The 15,606-nt window shown below is 35.3% G+C and carries 14 protein-coding genes; 10 read left to right on the forward strand and 4 right to left on the reverse strand.

What is annotated here, in order from left to right:
- The first annotated feature begins 121 nt into the window (after positions 1–121).
- Positions 122–1,294, forward strand: coding sequence for an ISL3 family transposase (locus BUB90_RS20695; protein WP_073289584.1), 1,173 nt, complete (start codon positions 122–124; stop codon positions 1,292–1,294).
- A gap of 566 nt (positions 1,295–1,860) precedes the next feature.
- Here BUB90_RS20695 and BUB90_RS20700 read toward each other — a convergent pair.
- On the reverse strand, positions 1,861–3,117 hold the full coding sequence (locus BUB90_RS20700) for an HAD hydrolase family protein (protein WP_170865552.1): 1,257 nt from the start codon (positions 3,115–3,117) through the stop codon (positions 1,861–1,863).
- Between the two features lie 352 nt (positions 3,118–3,469).
- On the opposite strand from BUB90_RS20700, the gene BUB90_RS24070 reads away from it, so the two are divergent.
- The 7 genes from BUB90_RS24070 (at position 3,470) to BUB90_RS20735 (ending at position 10,628) form a co-directional block, all read left to right on the forward strand.
- Positions 3,470–5,347 (forward strand): hypothetical protein, encoded by a 1,878-nt coding sequence (locus BUB90_RS24070; protein WP_073291063.1) that lies wholly within the window; start codon positions 3,470–3,472, stop codon positions 5,345–5,347.
- 386 nt (positions 5,348–5,733) lie between these two features.
- On the forward strand, positions 5,734–6,609 hold the full coding sequence (locus BUB90_RS20710; RefSeq protein WP_084139409.1) for an AraC family transcriptional regulator: 876 nt from the start codon (positions 5,734–5,736) through the stop codon (positions 6,607–6,609).
- Between the two features lie 172 nt (positions 6,610–6,781).
- The gene (locus tag BUB90_RS20715) at positions 6,782–7,210 is read left to right on the forward strand and encodes a pyridoxamine 5'-phosphate oxidase family protein (RefSeq protein ID WP_073291065.1); all 429 of its coding nucleotides are present in this window, start codon (positions 6,782–6,784) and stop codon (positions 7,208–7,210) included.
- Between the two features lie 217 nt (positions 7,211–7,427).
- Positions 7,428–8,276 (forward strand): DegV family protein, encoded by an 849-nt coding sequence (locus BUB90_RS20720; RefSeq protein WP_073291067.1) that lies wholly within the window; start codon positions 7,428–7,430, stop codon positions 8,274–8,276.
- Positions 8,277–8,296: 20 nt separating this feature from the next.
- On the forward strand, positions 8,297–9,046 hold the full coding sequence (locus BUB90_RS20725) for a MerR family transcriptional regulator (protein ID WP_073291069.1): 750 nt from the start codon (positions 8,297–8,299) through the stop codon (positions 9,044–9,046).
- 117 nt (positions 9,047–9,163) lie between these two features.
- The gene (locus tag BUB90_RS20730) at positions 9,164–9,898 is read left to right on the forward strand and encodes an ABC transporter ATP-binding protein (RefSeq protein ID WP_073291071.1); all 735 of its coding nucleotides are present in this window, start codon (positions 9,164–9,166) and stop codon (positions 9,896–9,898) included.
- Positions 9,885–10,628 (forward strand): ABC transporter permease, encoded by a 744-nt coding sequence (locus BUB90_RS20735; protein WP_073291073.1) that lies wholly within the window; start codon positions 9,885–9,887, stop codon positions 10,626–10,628. The genes BUB90_RS20730 and BUB90_RS20735 overlap by 14 nt, the downstream gene beginning before the upstream one ends.
- A gap of 37 nt (positions 10,629–10,665) precedes the next feature.
- Here the strand turns inward: BUB90_RS20735 and BUB90_RS20740 are convergent, their stop codons facing one another.
- From BUB90_RS20740 to nox, 3 genes are all read right to left on the reverse strand, one after another.
- Positions 10,666–11,199 carry a hypothetical protein gene (locus BUB90_RS20740; RefSeq protein WP_073291075.1) on the reverse strand — a complete coding sequence of 178 codons (534 nt, stop codon included), beginning with the start codon at positions 11,197–11,199 and terminating at the stop codon, positions 10,666–10,668.
- Positions 11,200–11,276: 77 nt separating this feature from the next.
- A complete protein-coding gene (locus BUB90_RS20745) occupies positions 11,277–11,627 on the reverse strand; it encodes an arsenate reductase family protein (protein WP_330393820.1) in 351 nt (116 codons plus the stop codon).
- A gap of 19 nt (positions 11,628–11,646) precedes the next feature.
- Entirely contained in the window at positions 11,647–12,981 is a 1,335-nt protein-coding gene (gene nox, locus BUB90_RS20750) for a H2O-forming NADH oxidase (RefSeq protein ID WP_073291080.1), read from the reverse strand.
- A 206-nt stretch (positions 12,982–13,187) separates the two neighbouring features.
- Between nox and BUB90_RS20755 the strand changes: the two genes are divergently transcribed.
- Together BUB90_RS20755 and BUB90_RS20760 are read left to right on the forward strand one after the other, a co-directional pair.
- Positions 13,188–13,949 carry a DeoR/GlpR family DNA-binding transcription regulator gene (locus tag BUB90_RS20755; RefSeq protein ID WP_073291082.1) on the forward strand — a complete coding sequence of 254 codons (762 nt, stop codon included), beginning with the start codon at positions 13,188–13,190 and terminating at the stop codon, positions 13,947–13,949.
- Positions 13,950–14,315: 366 nt separating this feature from the next.
- Entirely contained in the window at positions 14,316–15,536 is a 1,221-nt protein-coding gene (locus tag BUB90_RS20760) for an MFS transporter (RefSeq protein WP_073291084.1), read from the forward strand.
- Positions 15,537–15,606 lie beyond the last annotated feature (70 nt).

Consider the following 15,606-nt stretch of genomic DNA (forward strand, 5'->3'; position numbering starts at 1 on the left):
ACGGCTCTATAATAAATGTTGGGGTATACGATTTAGACTCGTAAACTCCAATATTTTATTTTATAATAAAAAAGACCTCCAAGTGCCAGTCTAGCCAACAATCACTCGGAGGTGCATATAAATGCTATCTAATTATATCAATAAATTACTAGATTTAAAAGATGTTAAAGTAAAAAAAATTACCCAAGCAGATCATTTTATTGAAATTCACATTGAAACAAAACCTACTTTACACACATGCCCCGCTTGTGGAAACGAGACAAAACGAATTCACGACTACCGTATGCAAAAAATAAAGGATTTACCTTTTCAGTTGAAGGATTGCTATCTTGTTTTAAGAAAACGCAGGTATATTTGTTCTTGTGGGAAACGCTTTTTTGAATCGTATTCATTCTTGTCCAGATACCAGCAAAGAACCAGAAGACTCACTATGAAAACTGTTGATTTACTTAGAAATACCGTTTCTATCAAAAAAGTTGCTGAAATCACAAATTTATCAATCAATACTGTGATTCGTATACTTGATACCATAGGCTATGATTGCCCCAAATTAGGTGATTCTATTTCAATTGATGAATTCAAAGGTAACGCTGAAACAGGTAAATATCAATGTATTCTTGTAAATCCTAAGAAACGAACTATCCTTGATATTCTTCCTGATCGTACGCAGCCTCACCTTTCAGAATACTTCAGAAAAATAAATCGTTCAGAACGTTATCGTGTAAAATATTTTGTATGTGATATGTGGCAACCTTATGTAGATATCGCGCATACATATTTTCCGAATGCTAAGGTTATTATTGATAAATATCATTTTATCAGACAGGTTACTTGGGCAATTGAGAATGTAAGAAAGAGATTACAGACATCAATGATTCCATCTCTACGTAAATACTACAAACGTAGCCATAAGTTGATTCTTGCTAGATATTATACATTAAAGGATGAAAGTAAAAAAGCATGTGACTTAATGCTTCAATACAGTGATGACTTACGTTTAGCTCATCGACTAAAAGAAGATTTTTATGACATTTGCCAATGCAATCAGTACAAAAAGCAAAGACTTGACTTTTGGGATTGGATTAAGATGGCTGAAAAGTGCGACATTCCTGAATTTGAAAAGTGTGCTGCTACTTATAGACATTGGTCCGAAGGAATACTAAATGCGTTTAAATATAGAATCACCAATGGACCTACGGAAGGTTTTAATAACAAAATCAAAGTAATAAAACGTACATCTTATGGAATACGCAATTTCAAAAGATTCCGTACTAGAATCTTGCATAGCAACTAACATAATTTAACAGACTGGCACTTGGCTTTTTTTGCATGCTCTGAAATAGATACTATAGAACAAAACATAAAAACAGCTCTCTATCCAGTATTGGTGCGGGTGCAACGCACCTCGCACCCCAACACTTGACAAAGAGCCATCTCAACTAAAAAAATCTGCCTTCAGCAAAATACCGAAAACAGATTCTATACGAAAGGATTGAAACCAATAACAAAACCGCTATTGGAATTATTCTGATAGAAGCAATAAAAACAATTGCCTCTGATTCAATCGATGCATATACTAATCCATAAATCGGTAACAGAAATATACCTGATATACTACAGGTATCTGAAAGCATTTCTGTTGTAACGAATTATCGATTAGTTATTCATCTTATCCCTCTTTTACTATATTCTTTTGTTGTAGCTTATTAGCTACAGTTTCTTTCTACATCATAACAAATAAGAACTTTCTTGTAAATACATAATTTAGTATTCCTTTTTTGCAATAAATAATACCGCCTTCTTTGATTATCAAATAACTTCAAGACATAGAACTAGTTAAAAGGAACAACTTTTACTATTTCAGTATTTTTTAAATCCTAACTTCACTGGTTCATACATCTTCCTAATCACCCGTACTACTTGATTCATATCTCCAGGTTCAATGAGCACATCATACTTGTTAGGTATAGTTCCAAAGGTAACAACCTTTTCAATCCCTAAATCTTGTTTTAGGTATTCTAACATATTGCTCTTACTTGCATTCTTGTTATAGATTTTGATGTACGCATAACCAGGATAATCATCGGAGTTATATTTCATAACTTTATACTGCTCCGTGTATCCCTTTTCTTCTAATACCTTATAGAATCGTTCCATTGTATCAATCTTATCAAGAATTATAAGATATACAACTTCTTCATCCTCAGGTAACTGTCTCTTAACATAGTTTCTAAAAGGAGAACGTCTCATCGTTGTTACAAGATTATTCTGAACTTCATCCTCCATATCCTGATAGTAGATTACAAGCATGTCATCAATTACTACATTTACAAAATAATTAAGCTCATTTTCTTCGAATAAATCAATCATCTCCTTGGCTTTATCATAGGAGATAACATATTTCTTCAGATACCTCTTTTGCTTAATATCGAACAATACCGCACCATCCATAGCTATTACAGGTAAATTCAGATGAATCCCTTGCATTGGTTCCATCATAGACGCTGGCGTACGCTTTGTTGATATGGTAAACTTGGCACCATCATCAAGTATACGATTTAATTCAAACTGACTGTACCCTGTCATGTTATCATTCTTGTTCAACAAAGTATCATCAAGTCCAGAAAGGAATAGGATATCTCTATTCTTTTTCTTTGGCAAATGAAATGCATTAACGCCTAAACCAATGATAATACCAATCATCGTATCTAAGAAACGATTCCAAACGAATAGATACGGATTCTGATCCGCTAAGTGATTCACTACAATACTTAAGAAAACAACGCATGAAAAGTAGGATGCCTGCTTCTTATTAATAATAACAGTTGTATAGATAACAACGATAATCATTAAAGTCACTACAATACTGTAAATCATCGAATGTTCTTCTGGTGATATATGGAACTTATTACTAACTAATATAACCACAAGTGCATAAAGAGCACCAATTATTGTACCAACTGTTCTTTGCTTTGCACTACTTAAACTGTTTTTCACATAATGTTGCATGCACCATAATGCTGCCAATTGTGAGTAGAATACAATTCCGTTTCCCTCCCGAAACATAGCAACCACGTAACATAATCCTACTGCTATTGCAGACTTAACAATTCTCATGCCTAATGGAGGAATCTCCAAGCTCTTGAAAGCTTTCATTCTGATACCAAACAAACCAAATAGCGATCTGTTAATTCCTTTCTCTGTAACTTATTACATTTTCTTTTGCCTATAAAACCACTTATATCTAAGATTTTTCTATTATAAATACTAATCGTTATTTTTACAAGATATCTATTAAGTTTTTACTGTGTTAAGTATTTTATAAGGTGTATTATTTTTTAGGTTCTGATATAAGCAAATGTTCATTAAATAAACACATTATCTTCACAGTTCAAATACATCTACCTTTTATAATCTAAGTATAATATTCCTTAATAAGTAAAATTTATTAAAATGAAAGGAGAATTTTATGAGGAAAATGTATTTACATAAAAAACTATTCGTGCTAGGTCTGTCAGCAACTCTAGTTTCAAGTACCTTTGTTGCTTGTAGTGGAAAATCCAATAACACAAATTCCATATCATCTGATACCATTGAGTCGACGGAAATATCGGAGGATACCAATGCATCGGAATCTGTATATGCTAAGGTTCAAAGTGTAGATGGCAATAGCATCACTGCAATAAAAGGTAATCTAAATACGGATGTAGGAGCTAATGCTACACCCCCTTCTGGTGATGCTTCTACTCCTCCCGAGAAGCCTGCTGATAATGGTACTGATAACAGTGGCAGCGCCCCTTCTGGTGATGCCTCCACTCCTCCCGAGAGGCCTACAGATAATGGCACCGATAGCAGTGGCAATGCTCCTTCTGGTGATGCCTCCACTCCTCCCGAGAAGCCTACTGATAATGGCACTGATAACAGTGGCAATGCTCCTTCTGGTATGCCTTCCAGAAATCCCGGTGGTGGAACAACTTTCGTAGAAGGAACGGATACCATTACCTTCACTGTTACTGATGATACTGCAATAACCGTTGACTTCCTACAAGGTAGCGAAGAAGGTTCCCTTGATAATATAACAGTTAATTCCGTTCTAGAATTAACTCTTGACGAGAATAACAATGCAACTTCGATTGTCGTTAAGAATCTTCAAAGTGGTGGTGGATTTGGTGGAAGTTCTACCGTAACAAACGGAACCTCTGCCAATACCATTGAATTAGATTCTGAAATCGCTGATGAGAAATATACTTCTACAGGAGATGATGAGAATGCACTTCGTGTTGATGGTGCAACCGTTCGTTTAGACGGAATAACAGTTGAAAAAACAGGCGGTAAATCTTCCAATACAGAAAATGGTGACTTCTATGGTCAAAATGCAGGTTTATTAGCTCTTAATGGTGCTACCGTTTCCATAGACAATGCCACGGTTAATACTACCGCTGTTAACGGGAACGGTGTGTTCAGTTACGGAGAAGGAACTACCGTTAATATCTCCAATTCAACCATTCGAACAACCAATAACAATTCCGGTGGTATTCAAACAACTGGTGGCGGTACCACGAATGCAACCAATCTTGATGTACAAACGGAAGGTAACTCTGCTGCTGCCATTCGAAGCGACCGTGGTGGCGGTAATGTTACTGTTACTGGTGGTTCTTATGTGACGAACGGAACCGGTAGCCCTGCTATCTACAGTACCGCCAATATTGGCGTTAGTGATGCCACTCTTAATGCTAACAATTCGGAAGCAGTTGTTGTTGAAGGAAAGAATTCCGTATCCTTAACAAACTGTAATCTAACTGGCAATATGACTGGTACCTATCAAGAAGGGGAGGAAAACATTCACTGCGTAATGATTTATCAGAGTATGTCTGGTGACGCTGCACTCGGTGATGCTTCGTTCACAATGAATGGTGGCAGCTTAACTTCTAAAAATGGTGACCTCTTCTACGTTACCAATACAAACTGTGATATTACTCTATCTGATGTTTCACTTACATTAGCTAATGATAATTTACTTACTGTTGCAGGTAATGATTCTAGCCGTGGTTGGGGTACTAAAGGTTCCAATGGTGGTACTGTGAATTTCGTTGCTGAATCACAAACAATGGAAGGCAATATAATCTGTGATTCCATCTCAACACTTAATATGACTATGAAAGATAGAACTAACTTCAAAGGTACTATAAACACCACTGGCGCTGCTGGTACAGTATCTGTAACTATAGATGCCGACTCTACATGGGCTCTTACTGGTGATAGTTATGTAACTTCCTTTAATGGTGACTTAACTAGTGTGAATACAAATGGTTATCACCTATATGTAAATGGTGAGCAAGTGGCATAATATAGTAACGTAATCCCCTATGAATCTTTCCAGATAGAAATTTGGAAAGATTCATAGGGGATTTTCTACGTTGTTTATGACCTTTTAACTCCCGAATCATTCTATTGCATTTATATACCACAAAATGGTATACTGTAAAAAATTTATATTTAATTTTAGTAAACTCAAACTTCGCACATAAAAAACTTCTCTTAGTGTAGATAATTTCCATATTCATAAGAAAAACTATCTCAACACGTCAGTACTTGATTTTGCAATGTGAAATCGTAGTACTGCTACGTATGAAGCTAAGCAAGAGCAGGCTTTTTGCCTATTATAGCAGTTCCCTACTCCTTGAAATCTTCAAGTACGAAGTTTGAGTTACTAAGTTTAAGTCGGAGGTTTCTATGCATTCAATTGATAAAATCAAATCTCTAGTGGGCGAAAACGTGACAAAGGAAGATTTAAGATATGTGGATTGTTATGTCTACGATAAAATCGGCATCTTCATACCAAGTATGGGACAATGCCAATATGCTATTAAGCCGGATCACACGCATCCTTCTTATATGTTTATCATATACTTTGATCCTACAACTTACGGCAGTGTGAATAGTGTGGATATAGAGATTCCGGATAATTATTACTTATCGATTGCTTTATCTCCACAAATTAAACACCAAGATACTGGTCCAGACCTTCTGCACTACTATTGTATCCTAATTGACAAACAATATTTTGAAAGCCAATATTTACTCTATGCATCCTCAGTTCCACAATTTAATTCTCTTCAATTTCCTTTGTGTCATGACATCCTAAAGACATTAAATATATTCGCTTTTGAATCGAACAAGGAGATGAAGAATAGTGATATTACACTTACTGCTCAAAGTACAATAATTACGCACTGGTTGATAAGAAGTATTTTACAAGAAAACTATGATCTTCGATCGATTTCATCGAATTATGGGATAGCACGTGCACAACACTATATAGAACAGCACCTAGACGAATCTATTACGGTCAACTCTTTAGCTGCCTTATCGAATATGTCTGTCGCTCATTTTAATCGGGTCTTTAAAAAGGAAATGAATATGACTCCAATTGATTATCTAATTGATATTCGCCTAACTCGAGCTAAGAAATTACTTCGAAGGTATGACCATTCCATAACAGAAATTTCACTTAAATGCGGTTTTAACAGTAATGCACACTTCTCCTCCACCTTCCAGAAAAAAATAGGGATAACCCCTACTGAATATCGCAACTCTTATCCACAATAATTTGATTGTATCTTTATACAAGATGATGTTATTTTGAAATATTTCTCCTTTTCTCTCTGTTATGATAACTAAATCAGTAAACAATTGGAACTACGTCCTTCAGCCTACTATCAGCGGACACAAGTAGTAACCCAATATCACAACTCATTACATATAAAACGGAGGAAATCATATGTCTAAAGAAGAGATCTTTCAACAACTTAATTCACATCCGGCCTTTCACGTTGCAACTGTTGACGGTGACCAACCGCACACTCGAGCTGTTTTACTTTATCGTGCTGATGAAAACGGTATTATCTTTCATACCGCACGTAGTAAAGACTTATTCTCACAAATCGAGAAAAATCCTAAAGCGGAATTCTGTTTTGACTGCGATGGTGTACAGATCCGTATTTCTGGAGAACTAACAATCCTTGATGACAATAATCTTAAAGACGAAATTGTAAATCACCCTACCAGAACTTTTTTAAAAGCTTGGACTACTAACGGTGAACTAAGCGATTTCTATAACTCTTTGCAAGTTCTTTGTATGAAACATGGTAAGGCAACCACATGGACAATGGATACTAATTTTGCTCCAAAAGAATACATACAGCTATAATATTTTATTCCTTGCTTCTATCCTACTAAAACCAGTGTCAAAAAAATACTTTGATAATCAAAATATTTTTATTGACACTGGTTTTGTTATACGGTATAGTAATCTCAACAAGAAAACCGCTCACTTATTGAACTACTTTGAAAGGATTAAGATATATAAAAGTGAATTTTGAAACAATGAGATATATAGGATTATGTAAGTAGAAAGGTTGGAAATTATGAAAACACGTATTATTATAGATTCCGCATGTGATATATCAAAAGCGGAAGCAGATCAGTTAGGGCTTGACTTTTTACCACTGAAAACATTATTCGGAGGAGTAGAATATCTTGATGGCATTACACTCTCCCCTTTTGAATTCTATGAAAAGTTAGTAGAAGGCGATTGTATGCCAACAACAAGTCAGGTCCCTCCATATGATTTTGAACAATTATATGGACAAATTAAATCTGCTGGGGAAACTGCTGTTGTAATAACAATATCCGCCAAATTATCAGGAACCAATTCCAGTGCTCATATTGCTTTAGATGGTTATGAAGATTGTATTCATATTGTAGATAGTGAGAATGTATGTTTAGGAGAACAGATCCTTGTTCGTGAGGCAGTACGTCTTCGTGATGAAGGTCTTAGCGCTTTAGAAATTGCTGATGAACTCAATCAGAAGAAAAAGAAAGTTTGCTTACTTGCTTTACTTGACACATTAGAATATCTAAAACGTGGTGGCCGTATCTCTAAAACTGCTGCCTTTGCTGGTGGATTATTATCCATCAAACCGGTTATTACAATTCAAGATGGTGAAGTTACTATTCTAGGTAAAGCCAGAGGTTCTAAGAATGGCAATAACATGTTAATTGAATTAATTAATAAAAGTGGAGGTATTGATTTTTCAATGCCACTAACCCTTGGCTATACTGGTTTAGAAGATACTCTTCTACAAAAATACATTAAGGACAGTAACCATATCTGGGAAGGGAACGTAGATACACTTCCAATCAGTACAATTGGAAGTACAATTGGAACACATGCAGGTCCTGGTGCAATTGCTGTTGCGTTCTTTCATAAATAATATTTAGGGGCGAGTATACCATGAAATCAACTTATTCTACTTCAGAAATAGCAAAGATAATAGGTATCCATCCCAATACCGTACGCTTATACGAAGAGATAGAATTTATATCTAAGCCTAAAAGAAATGCCAATGGATATCGAATATTCACAGACCTTCATATAGATCAGTTTCGGTTAGCTCGCCTAGCCTTACAAGTCGAAGTTCTACAGAGTGGCTTACGAAAACAAGCAATCAACATAATTAAAACGTCTGCTAGATGTGATTTTGATAAAGCACTTGTATTAACCTCTACCTATCTCGAGAATATTGTTGCAGAACGACATAATGCAGAAGAAGCGATTTCGATTGTAGAACATGCTTTATTAGGAGATTCCATGTATGAAGAAGACTGTTATTTAACACGAAAAGAAACTGCTGATTATCTTCATATTACCATAGATACCTTACGTAACTGGGAACTGAATGGGTTGTTTACAGCCAAACGAAAGGAGAATGGGTACCGCGTGTATACTAGTTCGGATATCTCTACACTTAAGATTATCAAATCTCTTCGTTGTGCCAATTACTCTCTAGCCTCTATCCTTCGGATGTTATCCGCATTATCAGACGACCCACGGGCCAATATACGTACAGCAATCAACACTTCAAATGCAGAAGATGATATTATTACTGCATGCGATCAATTATTAACCTCCCTAGAACACGCTACATCGAATGCAAATGAAATAGTTAAATTATTAGAGGAAATGAAAACGAAATATAAATAAACCCTCCACTTTAACACCAGACTTTGTTCTGGTGTTATTCTTTTGTAAGTTGATGAAGAAAGTATTCTAATGATACAGTCTCTCAGCTGCATGTAACACATTAATAAGGAGGTAACTATGGAAACTACTATTCATGTAGAACAACTAAACAAATCTTATAATGAAATTCCCGCCGTCTGTAATCTGAACCTTCAGATTAAGCGTGGAGAGGTATTTGGCTTACTAGGCGCTAATGGTGCTGGAAAAAGCACTGCTATCGAATGCATCCTTGGAACTAAAACTGCAGACAGTGGAAGAATATCCGTACTCGGTCTTAATCCTAAGAGCCACCGCAAACAATTATTTGAACGAGTTGGAGTTCAATTTCAATCTACAAATTATCCAGATAAAATCAGGGTAGGGGAGTTGTGTGAGGAAACCATGTCCCTTTATAAGACCTTTAACGATTATCATGGCTTACTAGAACAATTCGGTCTAGCTGATAAAGAGAAAGCATTCATTAGTGAGCTCTCAGGTGGACAAAAACAACGGTTGTTTATTGTAGTTGCATTAATTTCTAATCCCGAAGTAGTCTTCTTAGACGAATTAACAACCGGGCTTGATCCCAAAGCAAGAAGAGATGTGTGGCGATGCCTAGATAAATTAAAGTCAGATGGATTAACGATTCTACTATCCTCACATTTTATGGACGAGGTTGAAGTCCTTTGTGATCGTATCGGAATTCTTAAAAGGGGAGAATTGATCTTCTGCGGAACGATACAAGAAGCTATTAATACAAGCCCTTATGAAAAACTAGAAGATGCTTATCTTTGGTTTACAGACGAGGAGGAGAATGAAGATGAAGGCCTATAAAGCAATGTTAAAAACAGAATTCCAATTATCCCTAAGAGGCATAGATATGTTCATATTTGCTATCTGTATGCCTATCGTTGTAACCATCCTATTAGGTAGTATGTTCCGTAATAAACCTGCCTTCGAAGGAGCCTCCTACACCTTCTTTGAACAGTCTTTTGGTGCGATATCAACAATAGCTATCTGTGCAGGTGGCGTAATGGGACTACCTTTAGTGATATCAGATTACCGTAATCGTAAGATTCTAAAGAGACTTCAGGTTACTCCATCAAGTCCTACCTTAATCTTGGCTGTTCAAGTAAGTATCTATACCATTTACTCCATCGCTTCCCTCTTACTTGTATATGCGACCGCTAAGATTTTCTTCCATTATGAAATGGCTGGATCATTACTATATTTTACCGGTAGCTATCTTCTAGTTATGCTATCTATGTTTAGCATAGGAATGATGGTGGGGGGAATCGCTAGAGATATAAAAAGTGCTAGCGTCATTGCAAGCTTATTATATTTCCCAATGCTACTCTTCTCAGGGGCAACTCTTCCTTATGAAGTAATGCCCTCCTCCCTTCAAAAAGTAGCTGATCTTCTTCCTCTAACACAAGGGATAAAACTTATCAAAGCATCAGCATTAGGGTTACCTATTAATGACGTTGTTCTACCAATTATACTTATGATCCTTCTATCTATAATCTGTATTGGTATCTCCATTCGCTTCTTTAAATGGGAATAAAAATTAGGCAAAAAAAATAAAAAAATGAGGCAATGCCTCATTTTTTTACTCTTCCATTCATTCTTAACAATACCGTTCCACAAGCTGATTGTAAGGTAAGACTTCCATCATCTAAGTTCCAAGCACTTGCTCGTACTTCTTGATTTTGATTTTTATATGCTTCAATTGTCTCATCAGGGTTTCCAAGTGATCCAGTAATTCTATTAAACCACTCCCCATATGTTCCCGTCTCGGGTGTAATTGACATATCCGTAACATTACCATCTTGTAAAGAAGTAATCATTGATAGGGATTCTCCAAACAAATTCGTATTATATCTTCTTAATTGTACTGAATTGGTACCATCAGCCATAGTTGATTTGCCATCGCCTAATATATTAGTAATTGCATTATCAGGTTTCCCAATCGTAGCTATATACTTCTCAATTGTTTCTGAATCAGATAACTTTTTATTACCAGGAGTATCAATTGCAGGAGCATTGTAATCTCCCTCATCCTTGCCTGAAGTACAACCAGTGAACACAACAATAGCATATACAATTAATGTTAACAGAATCGTTCTATTCTTCATAATCATTACTCCTTTATAGTCAAATATAACAACTTATTCTTATATTCTCCTATATTAGAATAATCTATTCAGATGGATTAGCCCAGTTTATCTTCCCATTCCTGTTCTTTAAAACCAATTAATACAAATTCTTCTGTAATAATAAGTGGACGTTTTACTAGCATTCCGTCTGTAGCTAATAAGTCTAACTGTTCCTCTTCTGACATTGTTGGCAACTTATCTTTCAGTCCAAGCTCTTTATAAAGATTCCCACTTGTATTAAAGAACTTCTTAAGAGGCATATCACTTCTTGTATACCATGTTTTTAGTTCCTCAGCTGTTGGATTGTCAAGTTTAATGTCTCTATCCGTAAACGAAACGTTATGCTCTTCTAACCATTTCTTCGCTTTCTTACATGTTGTACACTTCGGATATTCTAAAAATATCATCTTCATCCCTCCGTCTTCCCTATTTTGCTTGTAATGCAGCCATTGTAATGTAGTTATATGGTTGATTGAAATGTGGTAAGAAAAATGCATCAAACAATTTCATCTTATCAATTGTTAACTTCTCTTGTACTGCTAAACTAAAGAAATGAATTGCCAAAGAAATGTCATGGTCAGAACACATCTGCGCACCAAGAATTACTCTTGTATCTTTGTCATATACAATTCTTAGTTTAACTTTAAAATTATCATGCTCAATGAATAAAGGTTTTTGCCAATCTTCAAAATCGGTTGCTTCTGCATTGATTCCCATATTCTTAGCCTTAGTTAGAGTTAATCCTGTGGATAGCATATTAAAGCCAAAGATACTAATACCATTCGTTCCTTGCACACCTTCCGTTGCAATCTCCGTTCCACAAGCGTTATGTGCAGCAATAATTCCTGAACGAACCGCATTAGACGCTAAAGCAATATAATCCGTATCACTCGTTGCATTATCATAAACAGTTGCACAGTCACCAATTGCATATACATCTTTGATACTTGTCTCCTGTTTTTCATTTACCAAGAACGCACCATTCTTAAATGTTTCTAGCTTGCCATCTCCAATAGTGGTGTTAGGCTTAAATCCAATACAAAGTACGACCATGTCTGCTTTAAATTCTTCTTTGTCAGTTACAACAGACTCAACCTTTGTTGTTCCCTTAATTTCTTTCACAGATTGACCAAATGCAAGACGAATCCCATTCTCTTCTAGATGGTTGGTCATACGGTCTGTATATTCTTTATCATAGTATCCACTAAGACAAGTATCAGCCATATCTACTAATGTTACATCGTTGCCATTACGTTTGAACGCTTCTGCTAATTCAACACCAATGTAACCTGCACCTACTACGACTACATTCTTAATAGCTCCACTCTCTAACTTATCAATTACCTCTTGCGCATTCTGATATAGTTTAACGAATTGAACATTTTCTAAATCAGAACCTTTAATAGGAGGAGCTATTGGAAGAGAACCTGTAGCAAGTATTAACTTATCATATTCTTGCGCATATTTCTCACCATTCTTACCAGTCGCATAGATAACCTTGTTATCATAATCAATGGAATCAACAGGAGTTTCCATATAAACTTTCGCACCTTTATTCTCTAATTTCTCTTTATCTGAATAAAATAATCCTGATGGACCCGCAATCTGCTTTCCAATCCATAGAGCCATTCCACATCCAAGAAAACTGATATTGCTATTCGCATCAAAAGTTGCCACTTCTTTATCCTTATAGTTATCAAGTATCGTATTAATTGCAGCCGTACCTGCATGATTTGCTCCAACAACAACTATTTTTTCCATAGAATTATCTCCTTATATAATTTAATTTTAGTAATAGTAATTATTACTAATTATCACTTGTTGATATTATACGACTTTAATAATTTTTTGTCAATGTTACAATTAATGGTATAGCAAAAAAAACTATATTGACAACCTTTTTACTTAATGGTATATTTATGACAGTTCCTGTGTGTTTATGTGTGTTTGAAAGGAGTTGGTTGCGTTTGTTTGCCAAGCAAAGACATGAGGAAATACTTTTACTTTTAAAACAAAAACAGTCTGTTACAGTAACAGAACTATGTGAACTTTTTAATACTTCATCAGAAACAATACGTAGAGATCTGCTTTTATTAGAAAAACAAGGGCATTTAATGCGTGTTCATGGTGGTGCTCTTTTACAAAAAAATATGGCTGGTTCTTCAACAATCCAAGAAAGATTATCAGAAAATATCCCCAACAAAAAACAGCTTTGCATTAATGCCGTAAAAGTTATAGAAGCTGGTGATGTAATTGCTATTGAATCTGGAAGTACAGCAATTGAATTAGCAAAAATGATTGCAGCTTTATCTTTTAATGTTACCGTTGTAACCAACGCACCAGATGTTGCTGATCAGTTGTATCATTGTCAGAATGTGCAACTAATTATGATTGGGGGCCAATATTTACAAGAAGAACGTGCCTTTTATGGTCAACTTGCGCTTGATAGTATTACCAATATCCATGTAGATAAATGCTTTATCTTTCCTACAGCTGTTTCGTTACAGCAAGGGGCCGCTACAACTTGTTATGAATTATGTGGTATATCAAGAGCTTATATAGCTATTGCTGATGACGTTTATTTTCTTTGTGATAGTAGCAAATTCCAAAAAACCGCTTTTGTTAAAATATGCTCTTTAACAGCAAGACATACCATTATCACTGATTCAGAAGTAAGTTCTGACATTGTAACGATTTACGAAGAACATGGTATTCGATTAATAAAATAGTTAATAACTGGTTCGTGTGTTAAAAACCCTCCAAAAAACTTGCCTTCATCAAATTGCACATTCACAAACCTGGCTACTGTGATACAGAACATAGTTTGGCGAGCAACTGTATGAAGTCGTTGGTACTTAGGTTCTGTACTTTAGAGCTTTATGTACCACCACGTACTTCATCCATGTAAGAGCGGGTTGCGAACAAACTGTGTTTTGTATCACATACTGATATATAAATTGTGCAAATTGACGATTCAAAATATAAAAGCGGCTTTTGATACCCCAACCAGTTAATAAATAATTTCATAACCAAGATAAACAATATATTTATGAAGGATACGAATGAAAAAAAGAACACGGAGGTTCTCGTCTGCTATGAGACAACTACGTAACAAAAGTGAAATCAAACTCCTAGTAATCATGTGCTGTATTGTATATTTCACCAGCTATTTAACTAGGTTAAATTTTAATGCTAGTATAAGTGAAATCATTGCAAGTGGCACATTAACGAGAGAAACCGCAGGTATGGTCAGCACAGGTGGGTTTATAGCATATGGAATAGGCCAACTCTTATGTGGTTATATAGGAGATAAAATTTCTCCAATTAAACTAATTGCATTAGGGTTGATATTAACAGCTACTGCTAATATGGTAATACCATTTTTAACAGTAAGCGGATTTTTTATTCTTGTTTGGTGTGCTAATGGATTTTTTCAATCTATGTTATGGCCTCCTCTAGTTAGAATAATGGCCGAATCACTACCCTCAGATAAATACAACAAAGCTATTGTTCAGATTGCTTTTTCCAGTCTTCTAGGTACAGTCGTTGTTTACTTTTTAGCATCTGCATGTATAACCTTGTATAATTGGAAAATCCTATTCATTATCTGTTCATTGATGGCAATTCTCGTGACCTTTTGTTGGTTACTTATTCTAAACCGAATGAAACTTATGGATTCTATAGAATTAAGTGATATAAAAAAGAAAGACCAAGGCCCTTCAACTAGCTTACCAAAAAAGATCTGGATATACTATTTGCTCCCAGTAGCTATAATTGTTATGTTACAAGGAATTATGCGAGATGGAATCACTCTTTGGATGCCAACTTACTTAAATGAAGTTTTTCAGATTCCAATTGCCTCATCTATCTTAACTGTTATTATTTTACCGCTATTCGCGCTTGTTAGTGTGAAACTTACTTCCATATTATATATAAAGTTAAAGGATGAAATTCTTGGATCTTTGATTTTATTCATTATATGTTTATTCACTAGTATCTTACTTTACCCATTGTATTCAAGTAATGCTTTTATTGGAATACTACTTATGTCCATGATTACTGGGTGCATGCATGGTGTAAATACACTGCTCATTAGTTATTTACCAGCACGATTTTCTAAAATGGGTAAAACTTCAATCGCTTCCGGCGGGTTAAATGCTTGTTCTTACATAGGCAGTTCCATTTCTTCGTTTGGGATAGCATACGTTAGTAAATTATATGGTTGGCACATAACCATTCTTACTTTTATTGTTATCTCTTCCCTTGCAATACTATTTTGTCTCATTGCTCGAAAAGAAGTAAAAAAATCAATGTAGCAAAATAGTTCGGGGATTATTTAATCCTCGAACTATTTTATCTAAAGTCTAAGACATACTATATATTTAT

Source organism: Anaerosporobacter mobilis DSM 15930 (assembly GCF_900142955.1).
Lineage (GTDB): Bacteria > Bacillota > Clostridia > Lachnospirales > Lachnospiraceae > Anaerosporobacter > Anaerosporobacter mobilis.

Excerpts from the sequence above, each read along its gene's own strand:
- BUB90_RS20695 (WP_073289584.1), top strand. The coding sequence starts at position 122 with ATGCTATCTAATTATATCAATAAATTACTAGATTTAAAAGATGTTAAA.
- BUB90_RS20700 (WP_170865552.1), bottom strand. The coding sequence starts at position 3,117 with ATGAGAATTGTTAAGTCTGCAATAGCAGTAGGATTATGTTACGTGGTT.
- BUB90_RS24070 (WP_073291063.1), top strand. The coding sequence starts at position 3,470 with ATGAGGAAAATGTATTTACATAAAAAACTATTCGTGCTAGGTCTGTCA.
- BUB90_RS20710 (WP_084139409.1), top strand. The coding sequence starts at position 5,734 with ATGCATTCAATTGATAAAATCAAATCTCTAGTGGGCGAAAACGTGACA.
- BUB90_RS20715 (WP_073291065.1), top strand. The coding sequence starts at position 6,782 with ATGTCTAAAGAAGAGATCTTTCAACAACTTAATTCACATCCGGCCTTT.
- BUB90_RS20720 (WP_073291067.1), top strand. The coding sequence starts at position 7,428 with ATGAAAACACGTATTATTATAGATTCCGCATGTGATATATCAAAAGCG.
- BUB90_RS20725 (WP_073291069.1), top strand. The coding sequence starts at position 8,297 with ATGAAATCAACTTATTCTACTTCAGAAATAGCAAAGATAATAGGTATC.
- BUB90_RS20730 (WP_073291071.1), top strand. The coding sequence starts at position 9,164 with ATGGAAACTACTATTCATGTAGAACAACTAAACAAATCTTATAATGAA.
- BUB90_RS20735 (WP_073291073.1), top strand. The coding sequence starts at position 9,885 with ATGAAGGCCTATAAAGCAATGTTAAAAACAGAATTCCAATTATCCCTA.
- BUB90_RS20740 (WP_073291075.1), bottom strand. The coding sequence starts at position 11,199 with ATGAAGAATAGAACGATTCTGTTAACATTAATTGTATATGCTATTGTT.
- BUB90_RS20745 (WP_330393820.1), bottom strand. The coding sequence starts at position 11,627 with ATGATATTTTTAGAATATCCGAAGTGTACAACATGTAAGAAAGCGAAG.
- nox (WP_073291080.1), bottom strand. The coding sequence starts at position 12,981 with ATGGAAAAAATAGTTGTTGTTGGAGCAAATCATGCAGGTACGGCTGCA.
- BUB90_RS20760 (WP_073291084.1), top strand. The coding sequence starts at position 14,316 with ATGAGACAACTACGTAACAAAAGTGAAATCAAACTCCTAGTAATCATG.